Here is a 16,340-nt window from a genome sequence, read left to right as displayed (position 1 = left end):
ATCCCGTCTATCTGACCCTCTGAATGGTGCCCGTCAGGCGTGAAACGCCGGGCTTCATCGGGAACGGGGAAGGGTGGACCCAATCGCGGCACCCGAAGCCCCGGCCGCCCCCGCGACTGTATGCGGAGAGCGCGCGTCACCCATGCCACTGGAGCGATCCGGGAAGGCCGACGCCGCGCCCGGACCCGCAAGCCAGGAAACCGGCCATGTCAGGCAACCCCATGCCGTCGGGTGGACGGCCACAGGAGGATGACATGCATATCGAAGAGGGCGTCGTCACCGGCGCCAAGCTGATACTGGGCTATGCCACGGCCGCCACGGCCGGGCTTTACGCGCTGAGGCTGGCGGACCAGGCCCTGCGCGCGCAGGGCGGGGCATCGCTGGCGGCGCGCGGGGCGCTGGCGACGGCCGCGACCTTCGTGTTCTTCCAGGTCCTGCCCACCGCGCCCGTGGGCGTGTCCGAGGTGCACCTGATCCTGGGATCGACACTATTCCTGATCCTGGGCGCGGCGCCGGCGGCGATCGGGCTGGCCCTGGGCCTGCTGATCCAGGGACTGTTCTTCGCGCCGTTCGATCTGCCGCAATACGGGATGAACGTGACCACACTGCTGGTGCCGCTGTTCGCGCTGCAGGCGGTGGCGGGGCGGGTGATCGCGCCGGGAACGGCCTATGTGGACCTGCGCTATGGCCAGGCGCTGGCGCTGTCGGCGACCTATCAGGGGGGCATCGTGGCCTGGGTCGCGTTCTGGGCGTTCTATGGTCAGGGCGCCGGTGCGACGGCGGGGGTCCTGTCCTTCGGCGCGGCCTATCTGCTGGTCATCGTGGTCGAGCCGCTGGTCGATCTGGCCGTGCTGGCGGGCGCCAAGGCGGCCCGCGGCCTGCGCGGCAGCGGGCTGGTGACGCCACGGCTCTACGCATGATCGATCTGGTGCTGATCGGGGCCGGCACGGGCCATCCCGACCACCTGACCCTGCAGGGCGTCCGCGCCCTGCAGGAGGCCGATCTGGTCCTGATCCCCCGCAAGGGCGCCGGGAAGGAGGATCTGGCCCATCTGCGCCGCGCGATGCTGGACCGCCACCGCCCCGGCGGCGCCGTGGCCCAGATCGACCTGCCGGTGCGCGATGCAAACCTGCCCTATCTGGAGGCCGTCGACCGATGGCATGATGCCATCGCGCAAGCCTGGGCGGGGGCCGTCGCGGCGGCGCTGCCGCAGGGCGGGACGGTGGCGATGCTGGTCTGGGGCGACCCGTCGCTCTATGACAGCAGCCTGCGCATTGCCGCGCGTCTGGACTGGCGCGCACGGGTGATCCCGGGCATCACCGCGATCCAGGCCCTGTGCGCGGCCCATGCCATTCCGCTGAACGCCCTGGGATCCGAGGTGCGGATCACCACCGGGCGGCGGCTGCGCGACGCGGGCTTTCCCAATGACGCCGACCGGGTCGTGGTGATGCTGGACGGCACCTGCGCCTTTGCGACGCTGCCCCCGCAGGGCCTGCGGATCTGGTGGGGCGCCTATCTGGGCATGCCCGAACAACTGCTGGAGGCGGGCCCCTTGACCGAGGCCGGACCGCGGATCGAGGCGGCACGCGCCGCCGCCCGGGCCGCGCATGGCTGGATCATGGATTGCTATCTGCTGGCCCGCGACGATGCAGCGTGACCGGCGCGCGGGACGTCAGGATGTCAGGCGGGTCGCGTCGTTGATCGTGCAGTCCCATGTCAGCCCGCCGTTCCGACCGGATGCGGGAAGCCCATGCCCCTCCAGCCACTTGACCTGACCGTCAGGCAGACGGATGCGCCAGCGATGGTGCCATGGGATCATCCCGGCGGCAGAGTTTCCGAACGATGCGCGGGCCAGCGGGTAATCCTCGACCATGCAAAAGGCGAAGACATCGCCGAACCGCGCAATGAATTCGGCGGCCGGGATGCCCCAGATCTGCTGCGTCTCCGCGGTCGCCGCGTCGATCGTCTCGGTCCCGTCGGGGGCATGGTGATAGGTCAGGACCGCGCTGGCCGGCTGTGGCAGGGCCGAGGCGCCGCCTGGTTCCTGACCGATGGCGGTCCGCATCCGTTCGGACAGGACCATCGTCTTGATCTGAGTCGAGACACCCTCCGCGAAAGCCTGCAGCACCTCGACATTGGCCGACGTCCAGTCCCGCGGCCTGCTTTCGGCGACGCAGAGGGCGGCGATGGCCCTGCCCGTCTCATCCTTGACCGGCACGCCCAGATAGGCGACCACGCCGAACCTGCCGATTGCCAGATGCCTGCTGAACCGCGGGTCGATCCGGGCATCCGCGATGACCAGCGGCGCGGAATTCGCGACGACGATCCGGCAGAAGGAATAAGCCAGCGACGTGACGCGATCCTCGTCCGCGGTCAGCATCAGGCCCGCCTCGGCCTTGAAGAACTGGCGGTCGTTCGCCTCGTCGATGATCGTCAGCAGGCTGGCTTGGCAGGAGAATATCCGCCGCGCCTGCTCGACGACGCGGTCGAAGACTGGCGTCCGCGTCGGACGCAGCACGCCGTTCTCGTAAAGCGGGGCGGCGACCACCCTGACCCTGCGCAACGACGGCAGCCAGCCGATCACCGTCCAGTCGCGCGTCTTCCGCTGGCTGCAGCCCGGCGCCCAGGACAGCCTGGAACGCAGCGCGGATGTCGTGGTCAGCCCGCCCGCGATCCAGCTTGCACCCGGCGCGACGCAGACGATCCGCGTCGTCCGCGTCGCGCGCACCCCGGTCAGCGGAGAAGAGGCCTATCGCGTCGTCCTGAACGAGATCCCCGACCAGTCGCGCAGACAGGCGGGCGCCGTGGCCTTTGCCACCGAACTGCGCATCCCGGTGTTCTTTGCCGATGCCGGGGTACGATCCGCCGATGTCCGCTGGTCGCTGCGCCGATCGGGGGGCGCGACCCATCTGGTGGCCCAGAACACCGGGGACAGCCGCCTGCGCATCGCCGACGTCACGCTGAGCGCGCCGAACGGCGCAACGGTGCGCCATCCCGGCCTGCTGGGATACGTGCTGGGCGGATCGTCGATGGAATGGCCGATCGCGCCGGCGGGGCAGATGGGCGGTTCGGCGCGGCTGTCGGCTGCGACCAACCTGGGGGCGCTGGACGTCGATGTCCCCATGCGCTGAGCGCATCGGCCGAGGGTGGCTGGTCATGACCGTCCTTGCGTCGCTGTGCTGCGGACCGGCGGGGGCCCAGGACATCCCGCCACCCGAGGCGGGGCAGGACCTGTACCTGGAGGTGTTCGTGAACGGCCAGCCCAGGAACCTGATCGCCCGCTTCACCGACATGGGCGACGGCGTCCTCAGCGCGGATGCCGAGGACCTGCGCACCAGCGGCATCCTGGCCGGTGATGCCGTGACCGGAGAGGTCAGGCTGGACCAGATCCCCGGCCTTGGCTGGCGCCTGGTCGCGCCCGACCAGACGATCCGCTTCATCGTCCCGCCCGACATCGCAGCGCCCCACGAACTTGACGCCGGTACCCTGGCAGAGGACACCCCGCCCGGCAACGATGCCGGACCCGCGGTCGATCAGGGCTATGGCGTGGTGCTGAACTATGGGCTGAACGTCGAGACCTGGCGCGGCGATGCGGGAGCCGGCGGCCAGCTGGTCTCGGGCAGTGTCGACGGGCGGCTGTTCATGCCCTTGGGGGTGCTGAACCACGCATTCGTCGTCGCGCCGGACGGGGACGGATCGCATCGGTACCGACGGCTGGAGACCAGCTGGCGCAGTTCGTTCCCCGGGCGCGCGATGCAGGTCCAGGTCGGGGACATCGCGTCACGCGGTCCCTCCTGGGCCAGGCCGGTCCGCATGGGCGGCGCCATGGTCGAGCGCAATTTCGGCCTGCAGCCCGATCTGGTCACGATCCCGCTGGCCGGGTTCGAGGGCAGTGCCGCCCTGCCCTCGACGGTCGAGGTCTTCTCGGATTCGATACGGGCCTATTCCGCCGAGGTGCCCGCCGGCCCGTTCAGCATCCGCGACCTGCCCTTGAGCGGGGGGTCGGGGGTGGCGCGCGTCGTCGTGCGCGACGTGACGGGCCGCGAGACGCAAGTCGATCTGCCCTTCCTGATGTCGGACCTGCTGCTGAAACCGGGGCTTGCCGATTTCGCGCTGTCCGTGGGGCGGCCCAGGCTGGGCATCGGTACGCCAGGCGATCGCTATGGCGACGACATCTTCGGCGTGGGCACGCTGCGCTATGGCGTGACCGACGCGCTGACCCTGTCGGCCCATGCCGAAGGGGGGCGCGGCCTGCAGATGGCGGGGGCGGGGGCGGTGGTCCGGATCGGCCATCTGGGCACGGCCAGCCTTGGCCTGGCCGACAGCCGGTCCGACAGGGGCAGCGGCGCGCTGCTGGATCTGTCGACCAGCCTGTCGATCGGGTCCGCCGCCCTGTCAGGCCGCCTGATGCGGACCCAGGGGCGGTTCGATGACGTCGCCGCCGTGTCGGCCACCCCGCGGGGCGCGCGCACCGACCGATACGACTTTCCCCGCCAGATCGCCCAGGTCAGCCTGGCGATGCCGCTGGACAGCCGGATCGGCAGCGGCGCCAGCCTGTTTCTTTCCGACATCCGTGCGCCCGGTTCGGTCGCACGCGAAACCGCCCTGGGCCTGTCCTTCAGCCGGAGGCTGTGGGGCGACAGCAGCGTGACGCTGAGCGCGACATCGCTGCGCGGATCGCGGCGCGACACGACCGCGGGGGTCCAGCTGCAGATCCCCCTGGGAACCCGGCATTATGCCGGGATGCAGTCCGAACGCCGCCAGGGCGGATGGCGTCACTATGCGCAGATCAGCGGTCAAAGCGCGGGCGACATTCCGCGCTGGAACTGGCGGGTGCAGGCGGACCAGGGGGACGGGCGCTCGATCCGGGCCGATGCGGGATACGAGAACCAGCTGGGTCGGGTCGAGGTCGCGGCGCGCAGCCAGTCGGGCGCCCAGGCCGTGGGCCTGCGGGTCGACGGTGCCATCGTCGCGTCGGGCGGCGGCGTCTTCCTATCGCGCCCGGTCCAGGACGCCTTTGCCGTCGTCGATGCCGGCGCCCCCGGGGTCGAGGTCAGCGCCGAAAATCGCACCGTCGGCCGCACCGGGCGGTCGGGCCGCATCCTGGTTCCCGACCTGCGCGCCTACGAGGGCAACGCGATCTCCATCGACCCGCTTGGGCTGCCGCTGGATGCGGCCGCCGATGCCACGCAGCGGGTCGTCCGCCCGGCCCACCGGTCGGGGGCGACGGTCACCTTCGGCGTGCAGACCAGCACGCGCGAGGCGCTGATCGGGCTGGTCGACGGCCAGGGCCAGCCGCTGGAGGTCGGGGGACGGGTGGTGCTGAACGATGACGGCGGCGACAACCTGGTCGGATTTGACGGAGAGACGTTCCTGTCCGGCATGCAGGAGACCAACGTGATCGCGGTGTCCTATCCCGACGGGCGGCGCTGCCGCGCCGAGGTCGCCTATGTCGACGAACCCGGTGTGCTGACCCATCTGCAGAAGGTGCCCTGCCTATGACCCCTGCCCCCTTCCAGCGTGCCATCCTGCTGTTCCTGATCGCAGGTCTGCTGGCCCTTGGGTTGGCCGCTCCGGCCCGGGCGCAAAGCTGCACCTTCTCGGCCAGCAACATCGTGCTGGGGCCCGTCGATGTCCTGGGCAGCAGCCCGACCACCGCCACGGGCAACATCGCGGTCAACTGCTCGACCTTCCTTGGGCTGCTGACCTCGATCACGGTGACGATCGAACTGGGCGACGGTTCGGCGGGTCTGTTCGGCAGCCTGCGCCGCCTTGGGGGGCCGTCGGGCAGCAGCCTGGCCTATGACCTGTACCAGAAACCGACCCACACCACGATCTTCGGAGGAAGTCAGGGAACGCATGGCGGGCAGCCCGTGGTCCTGACGGGCAGCTCGGTCCTGTCGCTGCTGACGACGACGGGCATGAACGTGCCGGTCTATGCCCGCGTCCCCGGCGCGCAGAACGCGGCCGTTCCGGGTGCCTACAGCGCGACATTTTCGCGTCAGCCGTTGGATGTCCGCGCCACGACAAGGGCCTGCAGCGTGCTCGGATGCGACACGCGCGTGACGGGCTTCACCTTTGGCGTGCAGGCCCAGGTCCGCCCGAACTGCCGCGTCGTCGCCGACGATCTGGACTTTGGCCAGCATGGCCTGCTGGATCGACCGGTCGATGCGACCAGCCAGGTCCGCGTGACCTGCACCGCGGGAACCAGCTACAGCCTGGGGCTGGGTCACGGGTTGCAGGCGGCGGGGATCGGCGGCCGGCAGATGCGCGATCTGGCGGGACATCGCGTGGGCTATCAACTGTATCGCGATGCGGCCCGGACGCAGCCATGGGGGCTGATCGCGGACGGCCTGGCCACGACGGATGCGGGGACCGGGGTCTCGCGCGCCGTGACGGTCCATGGCCGCGTGCCCCCGCAGCCGACGCCCCCGCCCGGTGCCTATTCCGATACCGTCGTGGTCACGGTCACCTATTGATCTGTCCAAGGATCGGGCAGCGGCGAAAATCGGCTGATCCGGGCTGGCATGATGCAACCAAAGGATGAACGATGCAGTTTACCTGCGCCGACCGACAGTGCCCAGCCTTTGCGAAGACGGACATGCCATGCCCCGAATGATCCTGACCGATCCCGACACGCTGCAACCGCGGGCCATCGATTTCGACCGCGACACGGACTTTGAAACGCACGAAACGGTGGGTGGCTTGACCTCGCTCACGGTGCTGCATCGCAACCGCGCGACCACCTATCGGGTGGTCGAGACGGTCACGCAGATCCAGCTGCTGCGCAACGTCGCGCTGCGCTGACGCCTGTGAGCCGCGGCCGCCGCGACGCTAGTGGCGCGGCATTCCGGCAGGACGGGCGGCGCGTTTCTGCGCGGCGATGCGGAACGGGGCATTGGGCGCGCCATAGCCCGCATAGTTGCCCTGCCGCTGGACGATCTCAAGGAAGAAGCCGTCGGCGCGCGGTTCGCTGTACAGCTGGAAGAACTGTCCGCCCTCATCCTCGTCATACATGATCGATGCCGCCTGCATCCTGTCGACGAAGCCCTGATCCAGCCCGAACCGGGCCTGGATGTCGTCATAGTAGTTGGCGCCGATCCGCAGCGTGGCGAAACCGCGTTCTGCCAAGGCGGCGGCGGTGGCGAACAGGTCGTCGCTGGCAAAGGCCACATGCTGGACCGAGGCGCCGAAGCTGTCCTCGATGAACCGGCCGGCCAGGGTATGGCGCGCATCGGCCCCGTTCAGCGTCACCCGCAGCCCGCCCGACCGGACCGCCCGGCTGCGCACCAGCCCGTCGGGGTCCACGACATCGACCATGGGCGCCTTCTGCGCGTCGAAGATCGACGTGTAGAACAGCGACCAGCTGAGCATCTCGTCATAGGCCATGGTCTGGCCGATGTGGTCGATCCCGGTGATCCCGGCCCCGGCCTGCGCGGGCGTCGCGCGGAAATCGACCTGCCAGATGCCCGCCAGGTCCGACGTGGCATCCAGCAGGCGGATCACGTTTCCGCTGACGCCCCGGATCGCGGGAATCGCCAGCTGTCCCGGCGGCGTCTCTTGGACCAGCGGCCGCGCCAGAAGCGCGGTCGCGCGCTGATACGCGGCGCGGGCATCGGGGACCATCAGCGCGATTTCCGACACGGTCGTCCCGTGGGTCACGTACGCGCTGTGGGCAAAGCCCGAGGGGTCGGAATTGACCAGCACGTTCACGCCGCCCTGACGCCAGACCGTCACCGGCTTGGAGACATGGCGCCCCCCTGCCGCAAAGCCAAGGCTGGACAGCAGCGTCTCCAGCGCGGGGGCCTCGGCCGCGCTGGTGGCGAATTCGATGTATTCGATCCGCTCGACCGGGGCCGGGGCGGGAAAGCGCGGCAGGTCGGGGGCGGCGGCCGGTTCGACACGCCGCACCTGATCCATCAGCGCGATCAGGCTGCGATGCCCGTCCTTGGCCACCATGCGCGGCAGGCCCGACCGGAACTGGTCGTTGAAGATCTCAAGGCTCAGCGGTCCGGCATAGCCCGTCGCCGCGACCGCCTGCATGAAGCTGGTCACGTCCAGATCGCCCTCGCCCGGCATGTTGCGATAATGCCGCGACCAGTACAGCAGGTCCATGTCAATGGCCGGCGCATCGGCCAGCTGCACGAAGAAGATCCGGTCGCCGGGAATGGCCCGGATGGAGGCCGGGTCGATCCGGCGTGCCAGCGTGTGGAAACTGTCCAGGATCAGGCCGACATTCGGGTGGTCGGCGCGGCGTACCACCTCCCAGGCGTCGCGGTGGTCGTTCACGAAGCGGCCCCAGCACAGCGCCTCGAAGCCCACGCGGATGCCGTGGCGGGCCGCCAGATCGCCCAGGTCGCGGAAATCGCGCGCCATGCGATCGATGCCGCCGATGGCCGCCGGATGGACGGTCGAGCAGACCAGCATCAGGTCGGTGCCCAGCTGGTTCATCAGGTCGAACTTGCGTTCGGCCCGGGCCAGTGCGCGGCTGCGATGCGGTTCGGGCAGGCCCTCGAAGTCGCGGAAGGGCTGGAACAGCGTGATCTCCAGCCCGTGATCGCGGACCATGCGCCCGACCTCGGCCGGGGTGAAGTCCGAGGCCAGGAAATCCTGCTCGAAGATCTCGATGCCGTCGAACCCGGCCTCGGCGATGGCGGCCAGCTTGGCGGTCAGGCTGCCCGACAGCGACACGGTGGCGATCGAGGTCTTCATGGCGCGTCCCGCCCGGCCGCCAGATCGTCGCGCAGGCGCACCTCTTCCAAGGGCAAGCCGGTGAAGATGGCCCAGGCATCCACGCCCTGCCCCACGAACAGCTCGTATCCCGAGATGACGTCCAGACCCGCCGCACCCGCATCGCGCAGGAACGGCGTGTCGACCGGGGTATAGACCGCGTCGAAGACCCACTCCGCCCCCATCATCAGATCGGCGGGCAAGGGCGTGCCGCCATAGCCGACCATGCCGACGGGGGTGCAGTTGATCAGCCCCTGCGCGCCGGGCGCCAGCGCCGCCGCATCGGTGCCGGTCCGCACGACCAGCCCCGGCGCGGCGCGGCGCAGCGCATCGGCCAGGCCGTCGGCCTTGGCCGCGTCGCGATCGGCCAGCCGGATCTCGGTTGCGCCCAAGGCGATCAGGCCGAAGGCCACCGCGCGCCCCACACCGCCCGCGCCGATCATCAGCACGGCCCCCGGCGCCCGCTCGCCCCGCACGCGCCGATAGGCCGCGACAAAGCCGGAATAGTCGGTGTTGAAGCCGCGCGGCCCCTCCGGGTCGAACAGCACCGTGTTGCAGGCCCCGATCGCCCTGACCAGCGGATCGTCGATGCGCAGCCGGCCCGCCACGACCTCCTTGTAGGGATAAGTGACGTTAATGCCGCGATAGCCCCCCGCCGCGCAGCGGGCGAACAGGGCGTCGAAGTCCAGCCCCTCGACCGCGGGGATCAGGCTGTCATAGCGCACCCGGCGCCCGTTCTGCAGGCCCGCCAGACGGTGCAGACGGGGCGACTGCGAGGCCGCGATGTTGTCGCCGATCAGGCCCAGCAGGATCGTGTCGGTCATGGTCAGGTCTTTCATTGCTCAGGCCTTGCGGGCGCGCCGCCGGGCCCACCACGGCGTGTTGGTGACAAGGATCATCACGACCGCCAGGAACAGGCACAGCGACAGCGGGCTGGTGAAGATGCCCATCATCATCGCGCCGAAATCCTCGCGCTCGCTGATGATGGCCCGGCGCCAGTTGTCGTCCAGAAGCCGCGACAGGATCACCCCCAGGATGATCGGCGCCAGTGGATAGCCGTAAAGCCGCATGAAATAGCCCAGCACGCCGAAGCCCAGCATCCAGTAGACATCCGTCAGGCTGTTGTTGACCGCATAGGCGCCGACGATCGACAGCACCATGATGACCGGCAGCAGGACCGTGCGCGGCAGTTCGACGATGCGCACGAACAGGCGGATCCCGGTCAGGCCGAAGATCAGCATGAACACGTTGGCCAGCGCCAGCGAGCTGACGATGAACCAGAACATGTCTGGCTGTTCGATCATCAGCATCGGGCCGGGGTTCAGGCCGTGGATGAACAGCGCGCCGATCATGATCGCGGTGACCGCGTCGCCCGGGATGCCAAGCGTCAGCATGGGGATGAACGCCCCGCCCACGGCGGCATTGTTGGCGGACTCGGGGGCGACCAGCCCTTCGATGGCGCCCTTGCCGAAGGGGGTCTCGGGGTTGCGGGTGACGCGCTTGGCGTGGTCATAGGCCATCAGCGCGGCGATGTCGCCGCCGGTGCCCGGCAGGGCCCCCACGACCGTGCCGATGGTCGAGGTCTGCAGGCCAAGCGGCAGGTGCCGACGCACCTTGGACCAGCTGGGGATGATGCCGGTGATCTTCTGGCGCACGGCCGGGGTGTGGATGCTGTGCAGCTGGATCAACGCCTCGGACACGCCGAAAAGGCCGATCATCACCGCCACGAACGAGATCCCGCCCCGCAGTTCCGAGATGCCGAAGACGAACCGGTCCTGGATGGTCAGCGGGTCCATGCCCACCGCGCCCACGCCGATGCCCAGGGCGCCCGCGAAGATGCCCTTGACCAGGCTGTCGCCCGACAGCGATCCGACCAGCAGGATGCCCATGATCGCCAGCAGCATGAAGTCGCGCGGCTGGAACCCGATGGCGAAATCCGACAGCAGCGGGGCAAAGGCGCCCAGGGCGAAGATGCCGATGAAGCCGCCGATGAACGAGACCACGGTCACGATGCCGATCGCCTCTCCGGCGCGGCCCTGCTGGGCCATGGGAAATCCGTCCAGGGCGGTGGCGATGGCCGATGGTGCGCCGGGAATGTTCAGCAGGATCGCGGTGCGCGATCCGCCATAGACCCCGCCCATGTAGATGCCGATCATCAGCGCCAGCGCCGGATAGACCTCCCATGAGAAGGTGAACGAGATCAGGATCGACACGGCCATCGTCACCGACAGGCCGGGGATCGCGCCGACATAGATGCCCGCGAAGGTCCCCACGGCGATCAGCATCAGCAGGTCAAGATTGACGATCGGGATCAGCAGGTTCGACAGGATGTCCATGATGCGCCCTCAGAACAGCGACGTGATGGCAGAGACGATGCGTCCCTCGGGGATGATGCCCTGGGGCATCAGGACGGCGAAGATCAGGCGGAAGATGATCCAGATCACGAAGACGGTGCCCACCGACACGACCAGGCAGAAGCCCCATCCGCGCCGCGACAGAAAGCGGATCATGACCAGCAGGAACAGCACCGAGGTCGGCAGGAAGCCAAGCGGCCGCAGCAGCACCGCATAAGCGGCGATCATCGCGATGGTCACGATCACGATCAGCGGCAGGATGTCGGCGGCCACGGTCTGCCCGCCGCCCGTGCCCTTGCGCAGCGTCTGGACCAGGATGATGATCGCGCAGACCGCCATGATCGCGGTGGTGGCCATCGGCACCGCGCCGGGGGCCGAAAGCGCCTCGAAGCCCGAGATGCCGTAGGCGGAATAGAGCAGGCCGAAGCTGGCCAGCATGACGGCGATGTTGAAGACAAGTTCGCCCGGACGACGTTTGGGGGTCGGTTCCATGGATGGGTCCCTCCGTCGGACCTGTGACTTGCGCGGACCTTGGGATGCCGCCCCGGTCAGACGGGGCGGCGGATGATCGGGCAGGATCAGGGACGGCTGATGCCGAAATCCTCGGGCGAGTTCTTCGCGATCTCGGCGTCGTACAGGATCCAGGCGGTCTGGCTCTGCCAGCCGTCCAGGAACTCCTGGGCTTCGGCGCCGGTCAGCGACAGCATGCGGAAGCCGCGTCCCTCCATCATCGACAGGAAGTCGGCGTTCTGCGTGGCCTGGCCATAGGCGTCGGTCAGCTTGGCCACGATGTCGTCGGGGGTGCCCGCCTTGACGAAGATGCCGAAGAACGGACCCCAGGGCAGCAGGTCGGCGAATTCCGGGTTCGTGTCGGTGATCGCCGGGACGTCGGGCAGCTGCGGCACGCCCTCGGTGTCGAAGATCGCGATGGCCTTGAGGTTGCCGGCCCGCACCGGCTCCAGCGCGGCGCCCAGCACGGCGGGCATCACGTCGATCGCCCCGCCCTGCAGCGCGGTCAGCGCCGGGCCGTCGCCGTCATAGGGCACGGCGGTCACCTCGATCGGGGTCTTGTCGTTGATCATCGCCGTGACCACCGACGGCAGGCCGCCCGGCCCGGTCGAACCGAAACGGACCTCTCCCGGGTTCTCGTTGATATAGGCGATCATCTCGGGGAAGGTGTCGAAGGGCGCATCGGGCTGGGCGACCAGGATGGGGATGCCGCGCGCGATGACGTTGATCGGCACGAAGTCCGAATAGTCCTTCTCTCCCAGACCCATGACCTTGTAGAGCAAGGGGTTCTCGGCCCCGAACAGCAGGGTATAGCCGTCGGCATCCGCGCGGTCTGCCTGGTTCAGGCCGATGGCCCCGACCCCGCCGGTCACGTTCTGCAGGATCACCTTGGCGCCCAGGATCTCCTCGGCATGCGGCGTCACAGAACGGCTGACCGTGTCGGTCGACCCGCCGGCACCCCACTGGATGATGCCCTGGATGTCGCGTTCGGGGTATTCGGCCATCGCAGGCATCGCCAGACCCAGCACCACGGCCGCGCCGTAAACAAAATGTCGCATCGTTCCTCCCTCAGATCAGCGCCCATCCTCCTGGGCCGTCGCCCATGCATCTCAGATCGCAGGGCTAACCGCAAATACCGATTGAACGCGGAACGTAACCTGACGTTAATCTGCAGGCTGGTCCCACCTTTCGCGTGCCCGCGCCCGGCCCAGTTCGCGGCGGAACAGGGTCACGGTCTGTTCGGCAAAGCTGGACAGCTGGCGCCCTCGTTTCTGCACCGACCAGGCGGTGATCGTCGCGGGCTCGACAAGCGGCCGGCGGACCAGCCCGGCCATGTACACCTCGGCCACCGAGAATTCGTCGATGACCGCGACGCCCAGGCCGTGGCGCACCAGGCTGACGATGGTCTGGGCGAACCGCCCGCGCATCGCGTGACGCGGGGTCAGGCCGGCGTCGTCGAAGGGCCGCGCCAGGGTCTGGCCATAGGGGTCGGACGGATCGACGCCGATGAACGGATACTGGACCAGATCGTGGATCGACACGGCCAGCTTCCGCGCCAGCACGTGCCCTTCGGGCATGATGGCCACGATCCGGCCCTCGCCGATGGGGGTGCACTGGATGCCGGGATTGTCCAGGTGCGACGACATGATCACCACCTCGCCCTTTTCCAGCAGCAGATAGTCCAGCGTCTCCTCGATCTTGAGGATGTCCAGGTCGATGTCCAGATCGGGGAACCGCTGCCGCAGCCCGCGGATGACTCGCGCCGCGATGAACTGCGCGATCGAGGGCGCGGATGCGAAGGACAGCGTGAACTGGTGCCCCTTCTGAAGCGCGCTGACCGCGACGTTCAGGTTGTCCATCTGGCGGTGAACCTGCTCCAGCATGGCAAAGATCGCATGCGCCTCGGTCGCGGGGACGAAGATCCCGGCCTTGCGTTCGAACAGCCGGATGCCAAGGCCGCTTTCGGTATGCTTGATCAGCCGGCTGATCCCGGGTGCGGACACATTCAGCAGATCGGCGGCGCCCTGGATCGTGCCGGCGATCATGACGGCGCGCACGACCTCGACCTGGCGCAGGGTAAGCTCTCTCATCGCTTATGCTTCGGGCGGAAAGGCGCGCATTGCAAGGTTCCGATCGCGCCCCGCGCCGGTCGCCCTCACGGCTGCAGCGACACGCTGATGGTGCCGTCGGCCTCCAGGATGACGAAGCGGACCTCGGCGATGTCGCGCGCCCCGGCCGACCGGACGACGCCCATGATCTCGTCCTCGGTCAGCCGCTGCTGGGTCATCGTGGCGCTGCAGAACCGGCCGTCGCGGGCCAGCAGGCTCGGCTCGGCCCGGATCAGCCGGGCGAAGGTGGTGGAATGGACCGACCCATAGGTGACGATGAACTGCAGCAGCAGAAGAAGGCCGATCGCCGTGGCCCCTTCGGCCAGCGCGATGGATTCCTGCAGCAGGATGCTGGCCAGGATCGAGCCCAGGGCGACCGTCACCACAAAATCGAAGGCGTTCAGCTTGGCAAGGCTGCGCTTGCCGGCGATGCGCAGAAAAGCCACCAGCACGACATAGGCCAAGGTGCCGACAAGCAGCGTCCGCACGATGCCTTCCCAGCCTTGAAAGAACATTGCGCCCCAATCCATCCGATCCCCTCCATCATCACGTTGCAGGGTCCAACGTGGCGGGAACGGATCGGTTCGCCTTAGGCCCATGCCCATCGAACATCGGCCAGGGCCATGTGAACCCGGCAGGCGGGCCGGGGCGTTGTCCCGATGTCCCGTCCGAAATCCAAAGGCAGCATATCCATGACCCGTCATTCGTCCGCACAGGACCCCGAAAGCCTCGATCGGTTCGTCGCCGCGCAGGACCGCGTCTATGCCGTCGCGCTGTCCGAACTGGAGCGGGGCCGCAAGGAAAGCCACTGGATGTGGTTCATCTTTCCGCAGCTGCGCGGATTGGGACAGTCGGCGATGTCCCACCTGTACGGCATAGTGGACCGCGGCGAGGCACAGCGGTACCTGGCGCACCCGCTGCTTGGTCCGCGCCTGGTCGCTTGCGCGCAGGCCGTTCTGGCCCATGACGATCGGTCGGCCGAGGCGATCTTCGGCACCATCGACGCGGGCAAGCTGCGGTCGTCGGCCACGCTGTTCGCCGCCGATGGCCCCGTGGTCTTCACGACGATTCTGGACACCTTCTTCGACGGTCGGCCCTGCCCCGTGACGGCGCGGCGGCTGCACGCCTAGTCACGCGACCGCCTGACCCGACGGGCGCAGCAGGTGCAGGATAAAAACGCGCATGTTGGTGCGGGCGGCCTCGATGTCGGACGATCCGGGGTTCCAGCGGGCCAGATCGCCCAACAACATCTTGCTGGCCACCCCATAGGCAAAGGTGTGCGCGACAGAAACGAAGGTCACCAGATCCTGGTCCTGCGCGATCAGCCCGGATGCCTGCGCCCGCTGCAGCAGCCTGATCATCAATTCGTGGATCGACGCCTCATATCGCATCAGGCGTTCATTGCCCTCGAAATTGCCGGCGGGCATCGACCCGACGATCCGGAACTCGCGGGGATGGCGATGCGCCCATTCGACATAACCGTTCGCGATGGCCAGGAACTGCGCGACCGGATCGTCGCGGCGGGCGGCCGCGACACAGTCGATCAGCGTCTGGTTCAGCACCATCATCGCGCTTTCGGCCATCGCGACCAGCAGATGCTGAATGCTGGGAAACAGCTGGTCGATCCGGTCCCGGCACACGCCCATGTGGTCGGCGATCTCCTGGATCGACGGGACCGCGCCGTTGCGCGCCGCAAGCTCTGTCAGCGCCTCGATGGCGTTCGCATAGACGTTGCCACGCAGGGTCGTCCCGGTCATCGCAGCCTCTGTGTCCTGTCCGTCATCGCAGCATCGCGAACCGCATTTGGTCTGCGCAACTGCAAGCAGAGTTGGCCGCATTTCGCAAGAGGCGGCAGCGGCATTCGCGACACCTGACCACCCGCCACCGACAGGACATCGACCCGCGGCGGGCGTCCGTCACACGCCGACGAATTCGCGCACGAAGGCGGTGGCAGGGCGGGTGCGGATGTCCTGGGGCTTTCCGATCTGCTCGATCCGGCCCATGGACATGACGACGACCAGATCGGCCAGCGCCATCGCCTCGTCCTGGTCATGCGTGACGAAGATGGTGGTCAGCCCGGTCTCGTCATGGATGTCGCGCAGACCCTGGCGCAGCTCCTTGCGGACCTTGGCGTCCAGCGCGCCGAAGGGCTCGTCCAGAAGCAGCATGCGCGGCTCGATCGCCAGGGCGCGGGCCAGGGCCACGCGCTGGCGCTGCCCGCCCGACAGCTGGGTCGGATAGCGGTCGGCGATTTGGGGCAGCTGGATCAGGTCCAGCAGCTTCAGCACCCGCCGCTCGATCTCGGCCTTGGGGGGGCGGCTGGCGCGGGGCCGGGCGCGCAGGCCATAGGCGATGTTCTCGAACACCGTCATGTGGCGAAACAGGGCATAGGACTGGAACACGAAGCCCGCGCGCCGGTCCTGGACGGTCATGCCGGTGGCGTCCTGGCCGTTGAACAGCACCCGCCCCGAGGTCGGGAACTCCAGCCCGCCCAGGATGCGCAAGAGCGTCGTCTTGCCCGAACCCGATGGCCCCAGAAGCGCCACCAGCGCGCCCGAGGGGATGGACAGCGACACCGGATGCAACGCGGTGGTGGACCCGAATTCCTTGGCGATCTCGTCGATCTGGATATGCATGG

17 protein-coding genes and 1 riboswitch are annotated in these 16,340 nt (G+C 68.5%); of the genes, 7 read left to right on the top strand and 10 right to left on the bottom strand.

All coding sequences use genetic code 11. The features are described from left to right. The first annotated feature begins 7 nt into the window (after nt 1-7). Nucleotides 8-223, top strand: a riboswitch (cobalamin riboswitch). Between the two features lie 31 nt (nt 224-254). Together PRL19_RS05365 and cobF are read left to right on the top strand one after the other, a co-directional pair. Further along, the gene (locus PRL19_RS05365) at nt 255-920 is read left to right on the top strand and encodes an energy-coupling factor ABC transporter permease (protein WP_273744137.1); all 666 of its coding nucleotides are present in this window, start codon (nt 255-257) and stop codon (nt 918-920) included. Next, a complete protein-coding gene (cobF, locus tag PRL19_RS05360; RefSeq protein WP_273744136.1) occupies nt 917-1,657 on the top strand; it encodes a precorrin-6A synthase (deacetylating) in 741 nt (246 codons plus the stop codon). Before PRL19_RS05365 ends, cobF begins: the two co-directional genes overlap by 4 nt. A gap of 15 nt (nt 1,658-1,672) precedes the next feature. Here the strand turns inward: cobF and PRL19_RS05355 are convergent, their stop codons facing one another. Continuing rightward, nucleotides 1,673-2,548 (bottom strand): GAF domain-containing protein, encoded by an 876-nt coding sequence (locus PRL19_RS05355; RefSeq protein WP_273744135.1) that lies wholly within the window; start codon nt 2,546-2,548, stop codon nt 1,673-1,675. Between the two features lies 1 nt (nt 2,549). Between PRL19_RS05355 and PRL19_RS05350 the strand changes: the two genes are divergently transcribed. The 4 genes from PRL19_RS05350 (at nt 2,550) to PRL19_RS05335 (ending at nt 6,807) form a co-directional block, all read left to right on the top strand. Further along, nucleotides 2,550-3,131: a fimbrial biogenesis chaperone gene (locus PRL19_RS05350; RefSeq protein ID WP_337960274.1), complete on the top strand. Its 582-nt coding sequence runs from the start codon at nt 2,550-2,552 to the stop codon at nt 3,129-3,131. Between the two features lie 25 nt (nt 3,132-3,156). Then, entirely contained in the window at nt 3,157-5,502 is a 2,346-nt protein-coding gene (locus PRL19_RS05345) for a fimbria/pilus outer membrane usher protein (protein ID WP_273744134.1), read from the top strand. Next, entirely contained in the window at nt 5,499-6,479 is a 981-nt protein-coding gene (locus tag PRL19_RS05340) for a Csu type fimbrial protein (RefSeq protein ID WP_273744133.1), read from the top strand. Before PRL19_RS05345 ends, PRL19_RS05340 begins: the two co-directional genes overlap by 4 nt. Before the next feature lie 127 nt (nt 6,480-6,606). Further along, entirely contained in the window at nt 6,607-6,807 is a 201-nt protein-coding gene (locus PRL19_RS05335) for a hypothetical protein (RefSeq protein WP_127897629.1), read from the top strand. A gap of 27 nt (nt 6,808-6,834) precedes the next feature. Here the strand turns inward: PRL19_RS05335 and PRL19_RS05330 are convergent, their stop codons facing one another. From PRL19_RS05330 to PRL19_RS05300, 7 genes are all read right to left on the bottom strand, one after another. Further along, nucleotides 6,835-8,712 (bottom strand): bifunctional sugar phosphate isomerase/epimerase/4-hydroxyphenylpyruvate dioxygenase family protein, encoded by a 1,878-nt coding sequence (locus PRL19_RS05330; RefSeq protein WP_127897628.1) that lies wholly within the window; start codon nt 8,710-8,712, stop codon nt 6,835-6,837. Continuing rightward, nucleotides 8,709-9,569, bottom strand: a complete 861-nt coding sequence (locus PRL19_RS05325) for a shikimate dehydrogenase family protein (protein WP_273744132.1) — start codon at nt 9,567-9,569, stop codon at nt 8,709-8,711. Before PRL19_RS05325 ends, PRL19_RS05330 begins: the two co-directional genes overlap by 4 nt. 3 nt (nt 9,570-9,572) lie before the next feature. Next, the gene (locus PRL19_RS05320) at nt 9,573-11,066 is read right to left on the bottom strand and encodes a tripartite tricarboxylate transporter permease (protein ID WP_273744131.1); all 1,494 of its coding nucleotides are present in this window, start codon (nt 11,064-11,066) and stop codon (nt 9,573-9,575) included. A gap of 9 nt (nt 11,067-11,075) precedes the next feature. Next, on the bottom strand, nt 11,076-11,576 hold the full coding sequence (locus PRL19_RS05315) for a tripartite tricarboxylate transporter TctB family protein (protein ID WP_273744130.1): 501 nt from the start codon (nt 11,574-11,576) through the stop codon (nt 11,076-11,078). Nucleotides 11,577-11,662: 86 nt separating this feature from the next. Beyond that, entirely contained in the window at nt 11,663-12,652 is a 990-nt protein-coding gene (locus PRL19_RS05310; protein ID WP_045982582.1) for a tripartite tricarboxylate transporter substrate binding protein, read from the bottom strand. A gap of 105 nt (nt 12,653-12,757) precedes the next feature. Next, nucleotides 12,758-13,684: a LysR family transcriptional regulator gene (locus PRL19_RS05305; RefSeq protein ID WP_273744129.1), complete on the bottom strand. Its 927-nt coding sequence runs from the start codon at nt 13,682-13,684 to the stop codon at nt 12,758-12,760. A 65-nt stretch (nt 13,685-13,749) separates the two neighbouring features. Continuing rightward, entirely contained in the window at nt 13,750-14,190 is a 441-nt protein-coding gene (locus PRL19_RS05300) for a DUF421 domain-containing protein (RefSeq protein ID WP_273744128.1), read from the bottom strand. A 204-nt stretch (nt 14,191-14,394) separates the two neighbouring features. Here PRL19_RS05300 and PRL19_RS05295 point away from each other — a divergent pair, with 204 nt between their 5' ends. After that, nucleotides 14,395-14,832, top strand: a complete 438-nt coding sequence (locus PRL19_RS05295) for a DUF1810 domain-containing protein (RefSeq protein WP_273744127.1) — start codon at nt 14,395-14,397, stop codon at nt 14,830-14,832. On the opposite strand, the gene PRL19_RS05290 is transcribed toward PRL19_RS05295, so the two are convergent. Further along, nucleotides 14,833-15,459 carry a TetR/AcrR family transcriptional regulator gene (locus PRL19_RS05290; RefSeq protein ID WP_148911118.1) on the bottom strand — a complete coding sequence of 209 codons (627 nt, stop codon included), beginning with the start codon at nt 15,457-15,459 and terminating at the stop codon, nt 14,833-14,835. 159 nt (nt 15,460-15,618) lie between these two features. Then, nucleotides 15,619-16,338 carry a sulfate/molybdate ABC transporter ATP-binding protein gene (locus PRL19_RS05285; RefSeq protein ID WP_273744126.1) on the bottom strand — a complete coding sequence of 240 codons (720 nt, stop codon included), beginning with the start codon at nt 16,336-16,338 and terminating at the stop codon, nt 15,619-15,621. Nucleotides 16,339-16,340: the final 2 nt, after the last annotated feature.

This window comes from Paracoccus marcusii, from assembly GCF_028621715.1.
Classification (GTDB): Bacteria; Pseudomonadota; Alphaproteobacteria; order Rhodobacterales; family Rhodobacteraceae; genus Paracoccus; species Paracoccus marcusii.
This window is presented reverse-complemented; position numbering and strand designations above follow the sequence as displayed.